18 protein-coding genes are annotated in these 22,135 nt (G+C 27.9%); 17 read left to right on the top strand and 1 reads right to left on the bottom strand.

Annotated elements, in window-relative coordinates; genetic code table 11:
• Nucleotides 1-21: 21 nt before the first annotated feature.
• Entirely contained in the window at nucleotides 22-1,116 is a 1,095-nt protein-coding gene (gene ychF / locus BUA19_RS04335; protein WP_072724075.1) for a redox-regulated ATPase YchF, read from the bottom strand.
• 171 nt (nucleotides 1,117-1,287) lie between these two features.
• Between ychF and BUA19_RS04330 the strand changes: the two genes are divergently transcribed.
• The 17 genes from BUA19_RS04330 to BUA19_RS04255 all read left to right on the top strand — a co-directional run bounded on the left by BUA19_RS04330 (nucleotide 1,288) and on the right by BUA19_RS04255 (nucleotide 22,134).
• Entirely contained in the window at nucleotides 1,288-2,394 is a 1,107-nt protein-coding gene (locus BUA19_RS04330; protein ID WP_072724073.1) for a hypothetical protein, read from the top strand.
• Between the two features lie 13 nt (nucleotides 2,395-2,407).
• Entirely contained in the window at nucleotides 2,408-3,667 is a 1,260-nt protein-coding gene (gene yfmF, locus BUA19_RS04325; protein WP_072724071.1) for an EF-P 5-aminopentanol modification-associated protein YfmF, read from the top strand.
• A 12-nt stretch (nucleotides 3,668-3,679) separates the two neighbouring features.
• On the top strand, nucleotides 3,680-4,963 hold the full coding sequence (gene yfmH / locus BUA19_RS04320; RefSeq protein ID WP_072724069.1) for an EF-P 5-aminopentanol modification-associated protein YfmH: 1,284 nt from the start codon (nucleotides 3,680-3,682) through the stop codon (nucleotides 4,961-4,963).
• Nucleotides 4,964-5,043: 80 nt separating this feature from the next.
• Nucleotides 5,044-5,775, top strand: coding sequence for a prolipoprotein diacylglyceryl transferase (gene lgt / locus BUA19_RS04315; protein ID WP_072724067.1), 732 nt, complete (start codon nucleotides 5,044-5,046; stop codon nucleotides 5,773-5,775).
• Nucleotides 5,776-5,841: 66 nt separating this feature from the next.
• Nucleotides 5,842-6,777, top strand: coding sequence for a 16S rRNA (cytosine(1402)-N(4))-methyltransferase RsmH (gene rsmH / locus BUA19_RS04310; protein ID WP_072724064.1), 936 nt, complete (start codon nucleotides 5,842-5,844; stop codon nucleotides 6,775-6,777).
• A 25-nt stretch (nucleotides 6,778-6,802) separates the two neighbouring features.
• Complete coding sequence (locus BUA19_RS04305) at nucleotides 6,803-7,171, top strand: septum formation initiator family protein (RefSeq protein ID WP_072724062.1); 369 nt, start codon at nucleotides 6,803-6,805, stop codon at nucleotides 7,169-7,171.
• A gap of 20 nt (nucleotides 7,172-7,191) precedes the next feature.
• Complete coding sequence (locus tag BUA19_RS04300; RefSeq protein ID WP_084601942.1) at nucleotides 7,192-9,345, top strand: stage V sporulation protein D; 2,154 nt, start codon at nucleotides 7,192-7,194, stop codon at nucleotides 9,343-9,345.
• A gap of 190 nt (nucleotides 9,346-9,535) precedes the next feature.
• Nucleotides 9,536-11,707 carry a stage V sporulation protein D gene (locus BUA19_RS04295; RefSeq protein WP_072724058.1) on the top strand — a complete coding sequence of 724 codons (2,172 nt, stop codon included), beginning with the start codon at nucleotides 9,536-9,538 and terminating at the stop codon, nucleotides 11,705-11,707.
• Nucleotides 11,708-11,805: 98 nt separating this feature from the next.
• Nucleotides 11,806-13,260, top strand: a complete 1,455-nt coding sequence (locus BUA19_RS04290) for a UDP-N-acetylmuramoyl-L-alanyl-D-glutamate--2,6-diaminopimelate ligase (RefSeq protein WP_072724056.1) — start codon at nucleotides 11,806-11,808, stop codon at nucleotides 13,258-13,260.
• A gap of 2 nt (nucleotides 13,261-13,262) precedes the next feature.
• The gene (locus BUA19_RS04285; RefSeq protein ID WP_072724054.1) at nucleotides 13,263-14,651 is read left to right on the top strand and encodes a UDP-N-acetylmuramoyl-tripeptide--D-alanyl-D-alanine ligase; all 1,389 of its coding nucleotides are present in this window, start codon (nucleotides 13,263-13,265) and stop codon (nucleotides 14,649-14,651) included.
• Nucleotides 14,652-14,712: 61 nt separating this feature from the next.
• The gene (gene mraY, locus BUA19_RS11425; RefSeq protein ID WP_084601941.1) at nucleotides 14,713-15,675 is read left to right on the top strand and encodes a phospho-N-acetylmuramoyl-pentapeptide-transferase; all 963 of its coding nucleotides are present in this window, start codon (nucleotides 14,713-14,715) and stop codon (nucleotides 15,673-15,675) included.
• A 21-nt stretch (nucleotides 15,676-15,696) separates the two neighbouring features.
• Nucleotides 15,697-17,046, top strand: a complete 1,350-nt coding sequence (gene murD / locus BUA19_RS11420) for a UDP-N-acetylmuramoyl-L-alanine--D-glutamate ligase (protein WP_084601940.1) — start codon at nucleotides 15,697-15,699, stop codon at nucleotides 17,044-17,046.
• A 19-nt stretch (nucleotides 17,047-17,065) separates the two neighbouring features.
• A complete protein-coding gene (gene ftsW / locus BUA19_RS04275) occupies nucleotides 17,066-18,175 on the top strand; it encodes a putative lipid II flippase FtsW (RefSeq protein WP_072724052.1) in 1,110 nt (369 codons plus the stop codon).
• 4 nt (nucleotides 18,176-18,179) lie between these two features.
• The gene (murG, locus tag BUA19_RS04270) at nucleotides 18,180-19,274 is read left to right on the top strand and encodes an undecaprenyldiphospho-muramoylpentapeptide beta-N-acetylglucosaminyltransferase (protein WP_072724050.1); all 1,095 of its coding nucleotides are present in this window, start codon (nucleotides 18,180-18,182) and stop codon (nucleotides 19,272-19,274) included.
• Between the two features lie 117 nt (nucleotides 19,275-19,391).
• Nucleotides 19,392-20,642 (top strand): UDP-N-acetylglucosamine 1-carboxyvinyltransferase, encoded by a 1,251-nt coding sequence (gene murA / locus BUA19_RS04265; RefSeq protein WP_072724048.1) that lies wholly within the window; start codon nucleotides 19,392-19,394, stop codon nucleotides 20,640-20,642.
• A gap of 45 nt (nucleotides 20,643-20,687) precedes the next feature.
• Nucleotides 20,688-21,410 (top strand): cell division protein FtsQ/DivIB, encoded by a 723-nt coding sequence (locus tag BUA19_RS04260; RefSeq protein WP_072724046.1) that lies wholly within the window; start codon nucleotides 20,688-20,690, stop codon nucleotides 21,408-21,410.
• Between the two features lie 13 nt (nucleotides 21,411-21,423).
• Nucleotides 21,424-22,134 (top strand): DUF881 domain-containing protein, encoded by a 711-nt coding sequence (locus tag BUA19_RS04255; RefSeq protein ID WP_072724044.1) that lies wholly within the window; start codon nucleotides 21,424-21,426, stop codon nucleotides 22,132-22,134.
• Nucleotide 22,135 lies beyond the last annotated feature (1 nt).

Here is a 22,135-nt window from a genome sequence, read left to right as displayed (position 1 = left end):
AGCAATTTTTGCTTCTCTTTTTTATACGTTAAATCTAAATAGTATTACATCTCCATCTTTAACTTCATAATCTTTTCCTTCAAGTCTGACAAGTCCTTTTTCTCTAGCTGCATTCATAGTTCCAACATTTATTAAATCTTCATAAGCTATAGTTTCTGCTCTTATAAATCCTCTTTCAATATCAGAGTGAATTTTTCCTCCCGCTTGAGGAGCTTTGGTTCCTCTTTTAATAGTCCAAGCTCTAACTTCTTTTTGACCTGCAGTTAAGAAACTTATAAGTCCAAGTAGAGAATAAGAGGCTTTGATTAATTTATCAAGTCCAGATTCAGCAAGTCCTAAATCAGCTAAGAATTCTTTCTTTTCATCTTCTTCAAGCTCAGCTATTTCTGCTTCAATTTGAGCACATATGACAACTACTTGAGCATTTTCAGAATCTGCGAATTCTCTGACTTTTTTAACTAAAGTATTATTAGCAGCATCATCTGCAAGGTCATTTTCAGAAACATTAGCAACATAAATTACAGGTTTTGATGTTAAGAGATTTAATTGTTTTACAAAAGATTGTTCTTCTTCTGTAAATTCCATTGTTCTAACACATTTATTATTTTCTAAAGTTTCTTTTATTTTGTTTAATAAGTCTAGTTGAGAAAAAAGAGATTTATCGGCTTTAGCTGCTTTTTGAGTTTTTTGAATTCTTCTTTCTAAAACTTCAAGGTCTGAAAATATTAATTCAAGATTTATTGTCTCTATATCTCTTAAAGGATCAACAGATCCATCTACGTGAACTACATTTGGGTCTTCAAAACAGCGAACAACGTGAATAATAGCTTCTACTTCTCTTATATGAGATAAAAATTTATTTCCAAGACCTTCTCCTTTGCTTGCTCCTCTGACAAGTCCTGCGATATCGCAAAATTCTATAGCAGTAGGAACTATTTTTTCTGAATTATATATTTCTTTTAGTTTATGCAACCTTTCATCTGGAACTGCAACTACACCTACGTTGGGTTCTATGGTACAAAATGGATAATTTGCTGATTCTGCACCAGCTTGAGTTATAGCATTGAATAGTGTACTTTTTCCAACGTTAGGTAGACCTACTATACCTAATTTCATTTAAATCTTCCTTTCGTTTTTTATTTATATAATAAGTTTTTTCAAAATTGTTTAAAGCATACAGAAAAATTATAACCTATATATTAAATACATGCAATAAAAGTATTGTTCTTTATTTTTTTTTAGTTTCATATTTTTATAACGAACAAAAAATTATATTGGAGGCTTGAGATGTGTAAAAAAATAATATTGGGAATTTGTTTTTTTAGTATATTTATATTTGATAATTTTTTGGAAAACATACTTATAATTATCTGTACCATAGGAGTGTATGAGTTATTTTTAAATAAAGATTTTAAAAATATATTTATAAGTTTTATTATAGCTTATTTTACATTGAATCTTTTAATTATAGTATTTTTGCAAGAAAAAATAGAATTTAAAGAGATAGAATATAGAGATAAAAAACAAGATAAAAAAGCAGTTGTATTGATTTATGATGGAGAAGATAAAAAATATAATTTAAAACAAAGATCGAGAGAAATCTATCAAATGAATGGGATTTTTTCATTGTTTAATATGAGTTATAAATTATATAGATATAAAAATATGTATGAAGATTTAGGGGCAAGTCAATTTAAAAGTAAAACTTATAATATAAGGAATATTTTAAGTAAAAAGCTTAATAAAGATTATATAGTAGTAAATGCTAATTTATATACTACTCCTTATTTAGAAAAAACATTGACAGATTTAATAGATAATGGGTATAAAAATATAATATTATGTCCTATTTTTTTTACCGAGGGAAAAGATTATGATTTATTAAAAAAGAGGATAAATAACATGGGAATATTAAAATATGAGATTAATATTAAAATTACAGATTTATTTTGGAGTTCTGAAGTTTTAGCGAAAGCTTATAAAAATAAAATATTAGATTCTATAGGCAATAATCATAAAACAATAGGAGTATTGTTAGTAGGACTTGAGGATAAAAATAATCTAGAACAAGATGTAATTTTTAGAGAAAAGGTAAAAAAATATTTAATGGATGAAAAAAGTTATGATATGAAAATAAAATTACCTCTTTTAGAAAATCACAAAAAGGATATAATAAGAATAGGGGATGAGTTGTTAGAATATGGCATGGATTCTCTTTATTTAGTAATACCAACATCTTTGTTTGAAACTGTTTATATAAGAACATTAGCAGAATATATATTTAAAAAGTTGGATGTACCAAATGAAACTAAATTTTATTATATAGGACCATTTGATGAAGATGATGTGTTTATAGATGAATTATATAAGAAAATAAAATTAATTGAAAATTGAGGAGGTAATTTGATTGGATAAGGTAGAAAGAATAAATTTAGGTAATGGACTTAATTTAACACTTATAAATACTGATAAATTTAAAACCAATTTGGTAAGTGTATATATTCAGAGGGTTTTAGACAGGAAAGAAGTTACTAAAAATGCTTTAATTCCAAATGTTTTGAAAAATGGAAGTCGAAATTATAAAACTCAAAGAGAAATATCGACGAAATTAGACGATTTATATGGAGCTAGTGTTTTTGTAGATATAATTAAAAAAGGAGAAAAACAAATTTTAAGTTTTAAATTATCAATAACTAATGATTTATATTTGGATGAAGATATATTTGAAGAAGGGTTAAATTTTTTAAATGATATAGTAAATAACCCTTTAGTAGAAGGTGATAGTTTCAAAACAGAATATGTGGAAATAGAAAAAAATAATTTAAAGGATAAAATAAAATCTAAAATAAATGATAAAAGCAGATATTCTTTACATAGATGTATAGAAGAAATGTGTAAAAATGAAAAGTTTAGTATATATGAATATGGTTATGAAGAAGATTTAAAATCAATAGATGGAAAAAATCTCTATGAACATTATAAGAGAATAATAAAAACTTCGCCAATAGATATAGTTGTTGCGGGAAATTTTGATAAAGAAGCGGTTATTAAACATATAAAAAATATATTTAAATTTGAAAGGGAAAATATAATAAATATACCTAGAGAAGATATATATATTAATCCTAATGGTGTTAAAAATATAGTAGATAAAATGGATGTAACTCAAGGAAAGATAGCTTTAGGATTTAGAACAAATATAGACTTTAAAGATGAAAAGTATTATCCGTTGATGGTTTATTCAAGTGTATTAGGAGGAGGGCCTCATTCAAAATTATTTATAAATGTAAGAGAAAAAGAAAGTTTATGTTATTATGTATATTCTATGATTGAAAAGTATAAATCAATAATGCTTATATCTTCGGGAATAGAAATTGAAAATTACGATAAGGCTTTAGAGTTGATTGAACAAGAATTGGAAAAAATGAAAAAAGGAGAAATTTCACAAGAGGAAATTGAAAATAGTAAAAATTCTATAATAAATTCTATAAGATCTGTTAGTGATAGTTTAAATGGTCTTTCTGATTTTTATTATAGTCAGGGAATGAGTGAATCAAGTGAAACACTAGATTCGATTATGGAAAAAATAAAAAAAGTTACAAAAGATGAGATTGTAGGCGTTTCAAATAATATAAAATTAGATACTGTTTATTTTTTAAGAAACTAAAGGAGGCATATTATGGAAAAAATAGTTAATGATATATTAAAAGAAGAAATTTATTATGAAAAATTAAAGAATGGTTTAGATTTGTTTTATATGCCCAAAAAGGGATTTACTAAAAAATATGCTGTATTTGCGACAAAATATGGTTCTAATGAACTTGAATTTATTCCTATAGGAGAAAAGGATAGAATTAGAGTTAATGAAGGTGTAGCTCACTTTTTAGAGCATAAGATGTTTGAGCAACCTAATGGAGGAAATGCTTTTGATCGTTTTTCAGAACTCGGTGCAAGTGCTAATGCGTATACTAACTTTACAATGACAGCGTATCTTTTTTGGGCGACAGATAATTTCTATGAATCTTTAGAACATTTAATAAATTATGTTCAAACTCCTTATTTTACAGATGAAAATGTAGAAAAAGAAAAGGGAATTATAGAACAGGAAATAAAAATGTACGATGATAATGCGGATTGGAAAGTATATTTTAATGCATTAAAAGCAATGTATGTAAACCATCCTACTAGGGTAGATATAGCAGGAACAGTAGAAAGTATATATAAGATTACAAAAGAAGAACTTTATAAGTGTTATAATACTTTTTATAATCCATCTAATATGGTTTTGTTTATAGTAGGAGATTTAGAATATGAAAAAATTATGGAAACAGTAAATAAAACTATTAAAACAGATGTTGAAATTTTAGGAGACATAAAAAGATTTTACCCAGATGAACCTAACAATGTAAATCAAAAGGAAATAGTAGAGAATTTATCTGTATCTATTCCTATGTTTAATATAGGGTTTAAGGATATAGATGTAAACTTAGTAGGAAGAGAACTATTAAAAAAAGAGATATCTACAGAGATAATATTGGATTTAATATTTAAGAAAGGAAGTTTATTACATGAAGAACTTTATTTAAAAGGATTGATAAATGAAAATTTTGGTTGTAATCATGTATCTCAAATAGATCATGGATATACAATTATTGGTGGAGAGTCTAAAGATCCATATAAAGTGAAAGATATTGTTTTTAAATATATAGATAAATATAAAAAAGAAGGATTAATAAAAGAGGATTTTGAAAGAATTAAGAAAAAGAAAATAGGGATGTTTTTAAAGTATTTTGATTCGGTAGAGTTTATAGCTAATAATTTTATATCATATAAATTTAGAGATATAAATTTAATAGATTATTTAGAAGTTTTAAGAGAAATAAAGTTTGAAGAAGTAAATAAAAGGTTTAAGGATCATTTTAAGGAAGAATATTCTGTTATATCTATAGTTAATCCTAAATAAATAACTTTAATAATAAATATTATGATATAATAAAAGCTAGGTTATACCTAGTTTTTATTTATTCTATGGAGGGAATTGATATGAATCCTGTTGCTTTTACTATTTTTGGAATAGACATTAGGTGGTATGGAATACTTATATCTACAGGAATGATGCTTGGTATATTTTTAGCTCTTAAAGAGGCTAAAAGAATTGGAATTGATGAGGAAAAATTGTTGGATTTATTTTTAATAGTTATTCCATGTTCAATAATAGGAGCTAGAACTTATTATGTTATATTTAAATGGAATGATTATAAAGGTGACATATTAAAAATTATAAACATAAGAGGAGGAGGACTTGCAATCCATGGCGGAATAATAGGGGCAGTTCTTGTCGGGTATTTGTATTGCAAATTTAAAAAAATGGATTTTCGTAAAATACTAGATTTAACTGCTCCTAGTATAGCTTTAGGACAAGCTATTGGAAGATGGGGTAATTTTATAAATCAAGAAGCTTATGGAAGACCTACAAATTTACCTTGGGCAATTACTGTAGATGGAGTAAAAGTTCACCCTACTTTTCTATATGAATCTATTTGGGATTTTAGTTTGTTTTTATTTTTGATGTGGCTTAGAAAAAATAAAAAATATGATGGGCATGTGTTTATATATTACGCTATTATATATTCAATTGGAAGATTTTTTGTTGAAGGATTTAGAACTGATAGTTTGATGTTAGGGTCATTGAGAATGGCTCAAGTTATTAGTGTTACGTTTATAGTATTTGGTATTTTAGTACATATGCATTTAAAAAATAAACATGGTAAGTAATTTTTTACCCATAGATTTTTTAGTCTATGGGTAAACTTGAGTATATTTTAATAAGGAGGATAATTTATGAATTTTAATCATGTATCTGTACTTTTAAATGAATGTATAGAAAATTTAAATATAAAGTCTAATGGAGTATATGTAGATGGAACATTAGGTGGAGCAGGACATTCTTTGCAGATAGTAAAGAAGTTAGATGAAGATGGACTTTTGATAGCTTTTGATCAAGATATAAATGCAATAAATGTTGCTAAAAAAAGACTTGAAGATTATTTAGATAGAGTAATATTTATACATACAAATTTTGTTAATTTAAAAGAAGAACTTTTAAAAAGAGGAATAGATAAAATTGATGGTATATTACTGGATTTAGGTGTATCTTCTCATCAATTAGATGAAAAAGAAAGAGGGTTTTCTTATATGCAGGATGCGCCTCTTGATATGAGAATGGATGTGAGAAATTCTCTTACAGCTGAGTATATAGTAAATAATTATAGTGAGGATGAAATTGAAAAAATTATAAGGCTTTATGGAGAAGAGAAGTGGGCTAGAAGAATTGCAAAATTTATAGTAGATGAAAGAGCAAAAAAGAGGATAGAGACAACTGGAGAATTAGTGGAAATTATAAAAAAAGCTATACCTAAAAAGGCTAGAATAGATGGACCGCATCCTGCTAAAAGAACATTTCAGGCATTGAGAATAGAAGTGAATAACGAGCTTGATATAATTGATAAGACTATAATTGACGCTGCAAATATGATGAACAGCGAAGGGAGAATATGTGTTATAACTTTTCATTCTTTAGAAGATAGAATAGTTAAGAATGTGTTTAAAGAGTTGGCGACGAGTTGTGTTTGTCCTAAAGAATTTCCTGTTTGTAAATGTGATAAGGAGCAAATTGTAAAAGTAATAACTAGAAAACCTATATTTCCAAGCAAAAAAGAGATAGAAATAAATCCTAGATCGAGAAGTGCAAAACTTAGAGTTGCTGAAAAAATTTAATTTTTTCTATTCAAGGGGGTTGAATATGAGAAAAAATAATAAGGTAAGGAGTTTAGAAGAATATAGAAAGAAAAAAGGAAGTTCTAGTAATAGTAGTAAAAATAATTACAGAAAAAAGAAAAAAAGCAAAAAGGTAAATATGTTGAGTATTTTTACTTTATTTATACTTGGTATTATAATAATTTTTATGTATAGATATTCTGTTGTTTCTAGTTTGAAATATGAAGTTCAATCTTTAAATAAAGAGTTAGAAAATAAAAAAAATAAGAAAAAGCAGTTGTATTTAGAACTTGATAATTTAAGTAAAAGTGGTTTTATAGAAAAAGAGGCTAGAGAAAGGCTTAATATGAATTATCCAACAGATGATCAAATTATCTATATAAAAGTGGATTAATTGTAAGGGGGTAGGTTAATATTAAGAGCAAAAAAAGATTAATTTTTGTTCTGCTTTTAGTGTGTTTTTTGTTTTTAGGATTAATAATAAGAATAGGATATTTGCAAATAGTAAAAGGAGATTGGTTGAGAGATAAAGCATTATCTCAGCAAACAAGAGATATTTTTGTTGAAGCTAAAAGGGGAACTATTTACGATAGAAAAGGCAAGGAGCTTGCTGTTAGTATTATGAAATATACAGTTTGGGCAAAGCTTTCTGAAATAAAAAATAAAAAAGAAACTGCTAAGGTAATTGCGCAGGTATTGGATGAGGATGAAGATGAAATATACAAAAAGTTAAGTAAAAACACATCATTAGTTAGAATTAAAAGATGGATAGATGATGATAAAGCAGATCAAATAAGAAAATCTAAACTTAAAGGAGTTTGGGTTGCAAAAGATAATAAAAGATATTATCCTTATGGAAACTTTGCATCTTATATATTGGGACATGTTTCAGCTGATAATTCTGGAAGTTCAGGTATTGAGCTTGAATATGATAAATATCTAAGAGGTCTTCCGGGAAGAAATATAATAAGTACTGATACTTCAGGTAGGGAAATTCCATATGGAGATGAAAAATATAATAAAGCGAAAGATGGGATTGGTATTGTACTTACTATAGATGAAGTTATTCAGCATTATGCTGAAAAAGCAGCAAGTAAAGCTCTGGAAGTAAATAATGCAAAAAAAGTACATGTAATAGTTATGGATCCAAAAACGGGAGATATTCTAGCTATGGTATCAAAACCAGATTATGATCCTAATAATCCTAGAACCCCTATACATCCTAGATTTGAAGAAGAATTTGCAAAGTATAATGGAGATAATATAGCAAAAGCTTGGTTTAAAATGTGGAGAAATCCAATAGTAAATGATGTATATGAGCCAGGATCTACATTTAAATTAATTGTTGCAGCAGCAGGACTTGAAGAAGGTGTTGTAACACCAAATGAAGTGTTTTATGATAAAGGATATATAGATGTTGCAGGAAAAAGGATAAAAGATGCTATTTACCCTAGAAGTCACGGAAAAGAAACATTTGCTCAGGCTATTCAAAATTCGTGTAACCCGGTATTTGTAGAAGTTGGACAGAGATTAGGGATAGATAAGTTGTATGATTATGTAGATGCATTTGGAATTAAAGATATTACAGGGATTGATTTGCCGGGAGAAGGAAAGTCTATAGTTTATGCTAAAAAAGATGTAGGCCCTGTAGAACTTGCAACGATATCTTTTGGGCAGGGAATTTCTGTTACACCTATTCAGCTTATTACTGCTGTAAGTGCTATAGCTAATGATGGAAAACTTATGAAACCAAGAGTTGTTAAAGAATTTGTAAATTCTAAAGGTGAGGTAGTGCAAAAGTTTGATCCTGAGGAGGTAAGACAGGTTATTTCGGAAAAAACATCTAGAATATTGAGAAAAATAATGAAAGATGAAGTTGTAGAAGGTGGAGGTAAAAAAGCTTATATTCCAGGTTATCGTGTAGGTGGTAAAACTGGTACAGCTCAAAAGGTTATTAATGGAAAATATGCAAAGGGATATTATATATCATCTTTTGTAGGAATAGCTCCAGCAGAGGATCCAAAGATAGCTGTTTTAGCAATAGTAGATGAACCAAATGGAGAAAGTTATTATGGAGGAACAACAGCAGCTCCTATAGTAAAAGAGATTATGTATGATACATTAAGATACTTAGATGTTAAACCTATTTATACAGAAGAAGAAAAACAATATTTAGTTAAAGAAGAAACTATAGTACCGGAAGTTAGAAACTTAAAACTCCAAGAAGCAGGAAAAATTTTATTAAAAGATAAATTGAATTTTACAGTTGAACCAAATATTCAAGTGAGTGGAAATGAACGTATTATAGATATGTTTCCAAAGCCTGGAGTTAAAGTTCCGTTAGATTCTAATATAATACTTTATATACAAAAATCTCAAGATAAGAGTAAAACATCAAAAGTTGTTATTCCGGATTTAACTGGCAAAACTATAAAAGAAGTTTCAAATATACTACAAGGTTTAGGTTTAAAATTAAAGCCTATAGGAAATGGGAAAGCAGTAAATCAAAATCCACTGCCGAATTCAGAGGTGGATATAAATTCTATAGTTACTGTTGAATTTAAATAAGATGTGTTTATAAAAGACAATGTAGCATTACATTGTCTTTTATAATGAAAAAATAGTAGAGTGGGGATTTAAAAGGAATATACATACAAAAAACTGAATAATAATTATAATGATAAAAACAGTTTTATATTTTATAGAAAAAAACTATTGAGTAATGTAAAAGGGATTAATTTCAAAGGGGGCAAAGTTTTTGTCTAAATTTAGTATTACAGCTAAAAAAAGGTTGGTTGTTGTTTTGTTGTTTGTATGTGCTGTATTTTTGGGTTTAATATTAAGAGTTGGATATTTACAGTTAGTAAAAGGAGATTGGTTAAGAGAAAAGGCATTATCTCAGCAAACAAGAGATATACCTGTTGAAGCTAAAAGAGGTACTATTTATGATAGAAAAGGGAAGGAACTTGCAGTTAGTATTACTAAAAATACTATTTGGGCAAAGCCTTCTGAAGTAAAAGATAAAAAAGAGACTGCTAAGATAATTGCACAAATATTAGATGAAGATGAAAATAAAATATATAAAAAGTTAAGTAAAAATATGGCATTAGTTAGGATAAAGAGATGGGTAGATGATGATAAAGCAAGACGAATAAGAAAGTATAAACTTAAGGGGATTTGGATTGCTGAGGATAATAAAAGGTATTATCCTTATGGAAATTTTGCAGCTCATGTATTGGGGCATGTTTCTGCTTATAATGAAGGTGTTTCGGGACTTGAGCTTAAATATGATAAAGATTTAAGAGGTATTGCTGGAAGATTGGTAATAAGTACAGATGCTTCGGGTAGAGAAATTCCTCATGGAAATGAAAAATATCATAAACCAAAAGACGGTTTAGGTGTTGTACTTACTATAGATGAAGTCATTCAGCATTATGCTGAAAAAGCAGTAAGTAAAGCTTTAGAGATAAATAAAGCAAAGAGGGTACATGCAATAGTAATGGATCCAAAAACAGGAGATATTTTGGCCATGGCATCAAAACCAGATTATGATCCTAATAATCCAACAACTCCAATATATCCTAGTTTTGAAGAAGAATTATCAAAATACGATGAAAAAGATAAAATAAAAGGTTGGTTTAAAATGTGGAGAAATCCAATAGTAAATGATACATATGAGCCTGGTTCTACATTTAAGTTGATTACTTCTGCAGCTGGACTTGAAGAGGGAGTTGTAACACCAGATGAGGAATTTTATGATAAAGGATATATAATGGTTGCAGATAGAAAAATAAAATGTTGGAGATATTATAGACCTCATGGTCAAGAAACTTTTACTCAAGCTGTTCAAAATTCTTGTAATCCAGTATTTGTAGAAGTTGGGCAGAGATTAGGGGTGGATAAATTTTATGATTATATAAATGCTTTTGGACTTACAAAGGTTACGGGAATAGATTTACCTGGAGAAGAAAATGGTCTTATATATAATAAGAAAAATGTAGGACCTGTAGAACTTGCAACAATGTCTTTTGGTCAAAGTATTTCTGTTACTCCTATTCAGTTGATTACTGCTATAAGTGCTATAGCTAATGATGGAAAGCTTATGAAACCGAGAATTGTTAAAGAATTTGTAGATTCTAAAGGAAATATAGTTAAAAAGTTTGAACCTAAAATGGTAAGGCAGGTAATTTCCCAGGAAACATCTAAAACACTTAGAAAAATAATGGAATCAGTAGTGGCTGAAGGATCAGGAAACAAAGCTTATATACCAGGTTATCATGTTGGAGGTAAAACTGGAACTGCTCAGAAAGTTATAGATGGAAGATATGCAAAAGGTCGTTATATTACTTCGTTTGTAGGAATAGCTCCTGCAAATGATCCTAAGATAGTTGTTTTGGCAATAGTTGATGAACCAAATGGAGAAAGTCAATTTGGAAGTACAACGGCAGGACCTATAGTAAAAGAAATTATATATGATACGTTAAAATATTTAGATGTTAAGCCTGTTTATACAGAAGAAGAAAAGAAAGATCTTGTTAAAGAAGAAACTACAGTACCAGAAGTGAGAAATCTAAAGCTTGAAGAAGCGGGAAAAGTATTGTTGGAAAATAAATTAAAATTTATAGTTGAGCCAAATATATATAGTAGTGGAAATGAACTTGTTGTAGATATGTTTCCAAAACCAGGAGCTAATGTGCCTATAGAGTCTAATATAATACTTTATGTTAAAGGGGCTAAAAATGGAAAAAATAAAGTGTCGAAAGTTATTATTCCAGATTTGACTGGCAAAACTGTAAAGGAAGTTGCAGATATATTAAAAGAATTGGGATTAAAATTAAAGCCGATGGGAAATGGAAATGCAGTAAATCAGGATCCACTGCCAAATTCAGAGGTAGATATAAATTCAGTGGTTATTGTTGAATTTAAATAATCTATCAAAAAAAGATAAAGTATTATATAATTAAAAAGGCAATGTTAATATGCATTGCCTTTTATAGCGATAGAGTTTGTTATGGAAGGAGAAAAATTATGAAATTAAAAGATATAATAAAAGGTTTAGATATTTTAAATATAAAAGGAGATATTGATTTAAACATAGAAGATATACATTATGATTCTAGAAAAGTAAGTGAAAATAGCTTATTTATATGTGTAAAAGGATTTAATTTAGATGGTCATAAATTTATACAAGATGCTTTAGACAAAGGAAGTAAGGCTTTTATTGTAGAAGATGATGTATACATAGATGGATATACTTTTGTAAAGGTTAAAAATACTAGAAAAGCCATGGCGAAAATATCTTCGAATTTTTTTGCTAACCCAACAAAACACCTAAATTTAATAGGGGTTACAGGTACAAATGGAAAAACTACTATAACTTATTTGTTAAAAGATGTACTTGAATACAATAATGAAAAAGTAGGGCTTATTGGAACTATAAAAAACATAATAGGAAAAAGAGAAATAATATCATCTAGAACTACACCTGAGAGTATAGAACTTCAAAAATACTTCAGAGAAATGTTGGAAAATGGCAACAACTATTGTGTGATGGAAGTTTCTTCTCATTCTCTTGAATTGAATAGAGTAGATAATTGTGAGTTTAAGATAGGTATATTTACTAATTTAACTGAAGAGCATTTGGATTTCCATAAAAATTTAGATGAGTATAGAATGGCAAAAGAAAAATTGTTTTACAAAACTACTGTAGGTAATTTAATAAATATTGATGATATATATGGTAAAAAAATATACAATTCTATTAAAAATTTAGAAGTTCCTGTTTTAACTTATGGGATAGAAGGAGATGCTGATATTAAAGCTGAAAATGTAAAAATATATTCTACGGGTGTTGAGTATAAACTAATAACTCCAAAATATGAGTTAGATGTATATGTTCCTATTTCAGGAAGATTTACTGTGTATAATTCATTAGCTGTAATAGGTGCTTGTTATTTAATGGATATTCCTAAAGAAGCAATTTTAGAAGGGCTTAAAAACACAAAAGGAGTTCCTGGGAGATTTGAAAGTGTAAATAGTAGCAAAGGATTTAGTGTAATTATTGATTATGCACATACTCCAGATGCTATTGAAAATATTTTAAAAACAGCTAGGGAATTTGTAAAAGGAAAGATAATAACAGTATTTGGATGTGGAGGAGATAGAGATAAAACTAAAAGACCTTTGATGGGAAGTATTAGTCAAAAATATTCTGATTTAACTATTGTAACATCGGATAATCCTAGAACAGAGGATCCAGTAAAAATAATAGAAGATATTTTAAGGGGAATAGATGATAGCAAGCAAGATTATGAAGTTATTATAGATAGAAGGGAAGCTATAAATAATGCTATAAATAGAGCTGAAAGTGGAGATATTGTTATTATAGCGGGAAAAGGACACGAAAATTATCAAATTATAGGACGCGAAAAGATACATTTTGATGATAAAGAAGTAGTGATAGAAATTTTAGGGGAGGAATAAAAATGAATTCTATTAAAATAGAAGAAATATTAGATTGTACTGATGGGAAGTTGATTAAAGGAAATAGAGAATATTTAGTTTCAAATATATGTATTGATAGCAGAAAGGCTTTAGAAGGAGGTTTATTTATACCGTTAATTGGAGAAAAATTTGATGGGCATAGTTTTATATTAAATGCTTATAAAAAAGGAATTAAGAGTTTTTTAAAAGATGAAAATCATAATATAGATTTGAATTTTGATGATATAAATGTAATAGAAGTTAAAGATACAACAAAGGCGTTAGGGGATATAGCTAAGTTTTATAAAAGTAAATTTCCTATAAATTATGTAGGGGTTACGGGAAGCACAGGTAAAACTACGACAAAAGATATAATACATAGTGTTTTATCTAGCAAATATAAAACTTTGAAAAATGAAGGTAATTTTAATAATCATATAGGATTGCCTCTTACAGTATTTAATTTAAACAATGAATATGAATGTGCTGTACTTGAAATGGGAATGTCTTCTTTTGGAGAAATAGAGTATTTGGCAAATATTGTGGAGCCTAAAATTGCTGTTATTTCAAATATTGGATTTTCTCATATAGAGAATTTAGGTTCTCGAGAAGGAATATTAAAAGCAAAACTCGAAATAACTTCTAATTTTAAAGAAAATAGTATATTAATTGTAAATGGAGATGATGAATATTTAAGAAAATTGAAAAATAAAAATTTAAATTACAAATTAAAATCTTTTGGATTTGAAAAATATAATGATTTATATTGTATAAGATATAAAATGGATGAAAAAGGGATATATTTTAATTGTGCAGTTTATAACAATGAAGAAGAATTTTTTATTCCAGCGAGAGGAAAGCACAATATATATAATGCCATGGCTGCAATTTTAGTGGGAATTGAATTGAATTTAAACATAGATGAAATAAAAAATGGGCTCTTAAATTTTAAATCTAGTAAGATGAGATTAGACATACTAAAAAATAGTTTATTAACAGTAATAAATGATGCATACAATGCAAGTCCTGATTCTATGAAAGCAGCTCTTGAAGTATTAGGAGAATATAAAAACAATAGAAAAATATCAGTACTTGGAGATATGCTTGAAATGGGCGATTATGCACAAAAAGGACATAGGATGGTTGGAAAATATGCAAAAAATAATAGTGATATTATTTTAACAGTAGGAAAAAACTCAGAGTATATAGGTATTCAGGCATTAGATGAAGGATTTGATGAAAAAAATATAAAGCATTTTAAAAGTAATTTAGAAGTTATAAATTATTTGAAAAAAATATTAAAAGCAAATGATGTTGTATTAGTTAAAGGATCTAGGGGAATGATGATGGAAGAGATAGTTGAATTTTTAAATAATAATAACACTATTTAAATATGCGGATAAAAGCAAAAGCTTATTAAAAGCTTTTGCTAGAAGAGAGGAGATTGGTAAAATGATTAATCTAAAAGAAATAGTATTTACAATAATGATTTCTTTTGTAATAACATTAATACTGGGACCTATATTTATACCTATGCTTAAAAGATTAAAATTTGGCCAAACAGTTAGAGATGAAGGGCCTAAAAGTCATTTATCTAAAAATGGTACCCCTACTATGGGTGGAATTATAATGGTGATTGCAATATTTATTACATGCCTTACAAGAACTAAAGTGAATAAAGATATGATATTTGCATTAGTTGCTATATTTGGATTTGGGCTTATAGGATTTATAGATGATTACATAAAAGTAGTATTAAAAAGATCATTGGGACTTAGAGCGTATCAAAAAATAATAGGACAGTTAATTTTGGCTACAATTTTGGCTATTTATCAATCGAAAACATCAATACTTGGAACGAAAGTTATAGTTCCTTTTTTAAAAACAAACATAGATTTAGGGATATTTTACATACCGTTTATTATATTTGTTACAATAGCTACAGTTAATAGTGTTAATTTAACTGATGGACTTGATGGATTAGCATCTGGAGTTACTCTTATAGTAGGTTCATTTTTTGCTATGATTGCAATGCGTTTGGGAAATGACAGTATAGCTATAGTTTCAGCTGCTTTAATCGGAGCATGTCTTGGATTCTTAAAGTTTAATGCTCATCCAGCTCAGGTTTTTATGGGAGATACGGGTTCTATGGCGTTAGGTGGAGCTATTGCTGCAGCTGCTATACTTATGAATATATCTTTGATAATTCCGATAGTTGGAGGTATATATTTTGCAGAATCTTTGTCAGTAATTATACAAGTTACGTCATTTAAACTTACAGGAAAGAGAGTTTTTAAAATGAGTCCTCTACATCATCATTTTGAACTTGAGGGATGGCATGAAACTAAAGTAGTAATAGTATTTTGGATAATAAGTGTAATTTTAAGTTTTGTTGGATTTTTTGCATTATTATAGAGAATAAAGGGGGATTTGATTATGAATTTAAAAAATAAAAAAGTTTTATTGGTAGGGCTTGCTAAAACAGGGATATCAACAGTTAAAAAATTAATTAGTATGGGAGCAGATGTCATTGTAAATGATATTAAAAATGAAGAACAATTAAAAGATATAATAATTAATTTAAAAGGATATAATGTTAAATATGTACTGGGAAAACATATAGAAAATATAAATGATATAGACTTAACTATAGTATCCCCTGGAGTTCCTTTAGACCTTTTATTTATAAAAAAATTGAAGGAAAATAATATAGAGGTTATAGGAGAAGTAGAGTTTTCTTATAGATTATGTAAAGGTACTTTTATAGGGATTACAGGTACAAATGGGAAGACAACAACAACTACACTTGTTGGGGAAATATTTAAAGCAGTTAATAAAAATACGTATGTAGTTGGCAATATAGGTAATCCTGTAATAGATGTAGTTGATAAATCCAATGAAAATTCAATACTTATTACAGAACTCAGTAGTTTTCAACTTGAGAGCATAAAATATTTTAGACCAAAAGTAAGTGCTATACTTAATATAACTGAGGATCATTTAGATAGACATAAGACAATGGAAAATTATATAAATGCAAAAGCGAGAATATTTGAAAATCAAAATGAAGAAGATTTTACAATATTAAATTATGATTGTCCTATAGTTAGGTCAATGGCTTCTAAATGTAGAAGTAAAGTGATATTTTTTAGTAGAAGAGAAATACTTGATGAAGGAGTATTTGTTAAAGAAGATAATATTGTAATAAAATTTAAAGACATAAATACTATATTAATGAATAAAAATGAAATTAGTATACCAGGAGATCATAATTTAGAAAATTCATTAGCCGCAATTTGTATAGGGGTAGTATTAAATTTAGATTTAAATTTAATAAAAAATACATTGAAGACATTTGATGGTGTAGAGCATAGGTTAGAATTTGTGAGAAAAATAAATGATATTAAATTTATCAATGATTCTAAAGGAACAAATCCAGATGCATCTATTAAAGCTATAAAGTCTTATAAAGATCCTATTGTATTAATTGCAGGGGGAATGGACAAAAAAAGTGATTTTAAAGAATTTGTAAAGTATTTTAATGGAAGAGTTAAAGAATTAGTTCTTATGGGGGAAACTGCAGATATAATAGAAAAAACAGCTAATAAAGAGGGATTTTTTAATTGTCATAAGGTGAAAAATATGAAAGAAGCAGTAAAAAAATCTTATGAATTAGCGAAATCTGGAGATGTAGTATTGCTTTCTCCCGCTTGTGCTAGTTGGGATATGTATGAAAGCTATGAAGTTAGAGGGAAAGATTTTAAAAATGAAGTGTTTAGCCTGTGAATTTTAAGGAGGTTTTTAAATGGCTAAAAAAAGAGAAAAATATTTTGATCCATATATTTTTTATACAACTATAACACTAGTAGTAATAGGTATAATAATGGTGTTTAGTTCTAGTTATGTTCAAGCTAAATTTAAAATGAATGATGCGTATTATTTTTTAAAGAGAAATGTAATTTATGCATTTATGGGTTTTTTTACAATGATGTTTGTATCAAAAATTAATTATAGGAGATTAGAAAAGTTTATTCCACTAATAGGAGGGATTACTGTATTACTATTAGTTGCAGTACTAACTCCTTTAGGCGTATCATTTAATGGTGCAAAAAGATGGCTTGGTATTGGTGGACTTACAATAATGCCATCTGAAATAGCAAAATTTGCTTCTATAATAATAGTGTCAAAAGTAATAGAGAATAAAAAAGATAAAATAGGTAGTTTAGTTCAAGGAATTTTGCCTCCACTTTTAGTTTCGACTATATTTTTTGCACTTATAGTTTTACAACCTGATCTTTCAACAGCTGGTACTATTATAATGACTACTTTTGTAATGCTATTTGTAGCTGGTATGGATTTTAAATATGTTTATTCAATGATAGGAGCGGGAGTTGGACTGCTTGGAATTATGATTGCTATTGCACCTTATAGATTAAAAAGACTTACATCTTTTTTGGATCCGTTTAAAGATCCTCTAGGGGATGGTTATCAAGTTATTCAATCGTTGTATGCTTTAGGATCAGGGGGATTATTTGGGTTAGGTCTTGGAAGAAGTAGGCAAAAATTTTTTTATATACCAGAACCTCAAAATGATTTTATATTTGCTATAATAGGAGAGGAATTAGGATATATAGGATGTATATTTTTGCTGTTATTGTTTTTATTTTTGATATACAGATGTATAAGAGTTGCTATTAATTGTCCAGATACTTTTTCTTGTATGTTAGTTACGGGGATTACATCTCAAATAGGAATACAGGTTATGATTAATATAGCTGTTGCAACTTCATCTATGCCTGTTACTGGAATGCCACTTCCTTTTATAAGTTATGGAGGAAGTTCACTTATAATATTTATGGCAGCTATTGGAATAGTATTAAATATATCAAGATATGTTAAGTTAGACAGGAGTTGATAAAATGAAAGTTTTAATTTCTGGCGGAGGAACTGGAGGGCATGTTTATCCGGCAATAGCTATAGCTAATAAGTTGAAAGAAGAAATAAAAGAAGTTGAAATATTATTTGTAGGGACTAAAAATGGTATTGAAAATGAAATTGTTCCAAAATCAGGTTATGAATTAAGAACTATTACTGTACAAGGATTTAGAAGGAAAATAAGTATTGATAATATTAAGAGGGTATTTAAATTACTTAAGGGATTAGAGCAGTCTAGGAGAATAATAAAAAATTTTAAACCTGATATAGTTATTGGGACTGGCGGATATGTATGTGGACCAGTTGTATTTAATGCAGCTATTAATAAAATACCTACTGTAATACATGAACAGAATGCTTTTCCGGGAATAACAAATAAGATACTTTCTAAAGTAGTAGATAAAATTTTAATAAGTTTTGAAGATGCAAAAAAATATTTTAAAGATAGAGATAATGTTGTGCTTACTGGTAATCCTGTTAGGAAAGAAATTTTGCATTCTAATAAATTGAATTCAAGGAGAAAACTGGGGATTGCTGAAGATAAAAAAATGGTTTTATCTGTTGGAGGAAGTGGAGGATCTAAGAAGTTAAATGATTCTATGATTTCTATTATTCGTAATTTTATTAAAGAAGATATACAATTTATACATGTTACAGGTAAAAATCACTATGAGGATTTTATAAATTCAATAGGAGATGTAAATTTAAAGGGGTTTCAAAAAATAGTTCCTTATTTAGATGATATGGCGAATGCATTGGCAGCTTGTGATTTAGTTATATGTAGTGCAGGGGCTATAACTCTTGCAGAGGTTACAGCGCTTGGAAAGCCATCTATTGTAATTCCAAAAGCATATACTGCTGAAAATCATCAAGAATTCAATGCAAAGAGTATTGAAAAAAAAGGTGCTGGAATAGCTATTTTAGAAAAACATCTGACACCTTATAAATTAAATGAAACCATATTTAAAATTTTAGGAGATAGAGAAAAATTGAAAAATATGGAAAATAATAGCAAGTTAATTGGTAATCCTGATTCTATAAATATAATTTATAAAGAAATTATAGAGATGATAAAGTAACATAAACCCCTACTGATACATAAAATTATATATTATAAAGGAGTTTTACTGGGTAAGACTCAAATGCAATAAGATGTAAAATAAAGTCTTTTTTATATTTAGTAGGGGGTGGCCCTTTTGGCAAAATATATAGTTTATGGTGGAAATAAGTTAGAAGGAGAGATAACTTTAAAAGGTGCAAAAAATTCAGTATTACCTGTTATAGCTGCAACGATATTAAATGAGGGAGAAAGTATAATACACAATGTCCCTAATATATCTGATGTAAAAGTAATGATTGATATATTAACTCATATAGGTTGTTATGTTAAAATGGAAGATGGAACCTTGATTATAAACACTAAAAATGTTAATTCATCTGAGATACCAGAAAAATTTGTAAGAAAAATGAGATCCTCTATTGTTTTACTTGGGGCGATGGTTGGGAGGTTTGGATATACTAAAATTAGTTATCCTGGAGGATGTGAGATAGGACCAAGGCCGATAGATCTTCATTTGAAATCATTATCACAAATGGGGGTCAAAGTAGAGGAAATACATGGATTTATTAATTGTACAAGAGAAAATCTTAGAGCTTGTGATATACATTTAGATTTTCCTAGTGTTGGAGCGACAGAAAATATAATGTTTGCAGCTGTAAAAGCAAAGGGTATTACAAAAATTTATAATGCAGCTAAGGAACCTGAAATAGTTGATCTTGCTAATTTTTTAAATGCTATGGGAGCTAAAATAAAAGGAGCAGGGAGTAGTTGTATAGAAATAATAGGTGTTAAAAAACTTTATAATGTTGAATATAGAATAATACCTGATAGAATAGTTATAGGAACTTATTTAGTAGCAGGAGCTATAACTAAAGGAAAAATTATTATTAATGATGTTATACCTGAGCATATCAGCAGTATAGTGTCAAAGCTTAAAGAATCTGGATGTGAAATTGAATATATAGGGAATAAGGTAAAATTAGTTGCTCCAAAAACTATAAAGTCTATTGAGATTATAAAAACACATCCATATCCAGGATTTCCTACAGATATGCAAGCTCAAATGATGGCCTTAATGACGTTAGGAAGTGGAACTTGTATAGTTAGTGAAAATATATTTGAAAATAGATTTAAGCATTGTGATGAGTTAATTAGAATGGGAGCAAATATAAATGTAAATGGAAAATTTGCTATTATTAAAGGCGTAGAAAGATTGATGGGAACAAAGGTTAGATCTTCTGATTTAAGAGGTGGAGCAGCATTGGTTTTAGCAGGGCTTGCTGCTAGTGGATGTACAGAAGTAGAAAATATACATCACATAGATAGAGGATATGAAGCCATGGAGAAGGTTCTAAATAGTCTAGGTGCTAATGTTATTAGGGCTTAGGCTTAAGCCTTCTTTTCATTTATTTTAGAGGGGGTGATAAAAAATATGAAAAAAATACATAAGATATTGCTATTGTTATTAGTTTTGATAGTATCTATATTTGGATATATATTTATGAAGACGGATTTTTTATGTTTGAAAGAATTGGAAATAATTGGACAAGTTAAATTGAATAAGGAAGATATACTTAATAGTGGTAAAATAGAAATGAATAAAAATATATATATGTATAATTTAAAAGATATAAAAAACAATTTATTAAAAAATCCGTATATAAAAGATGTAAATATAAAAATTAAATTTCCAAATAAAATGATTATAGATTTGGCGGAAAGAGTGGATATGTGTGCTATACCATATATGGGATCGTATGTACTTATAAGCGAAGAAGGAACGGTTTTAAAAGTAGAAGAAGATATTAAAAATGTTGATAAAGCATTACTTACAGGAATAAATTTTAAAAATTTAAAAGTAGGAGAAAAAATAAAATTAGATGATAGTGATTTTTTGGCAAAAATATTAGATTTGATAAATTCTTGTAATAATGCTAATATTTTAAGTAATATATCTGAAATAAATGTAGATAAAAATAAAAACATTAGGTTATATACAATACAAGGAATAGAAGTTTTACTTGGAAAAGGTGAAGATGTACAGTATAAAATGCTTGCGCTAAATAAAATTTTGATAGATTTATATACAAGAAATATATCAAAAGGAATAGTTGATATGAGATATAAAGGATATCCTGTATATAGACCTGAATAGGTGGTGGTGTGTTTTGAAAAAAAATAGTTTATCATTATTAATACTGAGCTTTTTTTTGGGGATGTTGCTTATTATTGAATTTAAAACTGTGGATAAAACGACAGGAGGATTAGTATCATCTCAAAAGGCAAATCAATTAGCTATAGAGCTTAAAAGTTTAAGAGATAGAAAAGAGGCGTTAGCAAAAGAATTAAAGTGTTTAGAAGATAGAATTGATGAGTACAAAGATTCTGAAGCTAAAAAAAGTGTAATTGTAAAAAATTTAAAAAACGATATGAAAAAATATGAAATTTTAGCTGGGTATACTGATGTTAAAGGACCTGGAGTTCTAATAAAATTAGAAGAAGCAAAGGGAAGTCAAGATAGAAATATATTATTGTATAATTACGATAATTTATTAAGAATAATAAATAAATTAAAAGCGGCAGGAGCAGAGGCTATATCTATAAATAATGAAAGGATTGTTTCAAATACAGAAATTTTCTTGTTAGGAGAGAAGTTGATGGTAAATGGAGATCCAATTTTTCCTCCTTTTGAGATAAAATGTATAGGAAATCCAGATACATTGGAAGCAACTTTGAATTTAAGATTTGGTGTAATATGGCAGTTAAGAACTGATTGGGATTTAGATATAACTATACAGAAAAAAGAAAATATTGAAATACCTAGATACAGTAAAAAAGTAAAATTTAAATATGCAAAACCGGTAGATAATAAAATGTAGG

It is taken from the genome of Tepidibacter thalassicus DSM 15285, from assembly GCF_900129915.1.
Taxonomy (GTDB): Bacteria; Bacillota; Clostridia; order Peptostreptococcales; family Peptostreptococcaceae; genus Tepidibacter; species Tepidibacter thalassicus.
This window is presented reverse-complemented; position numbering and strand designations above follow the sequence as displayed.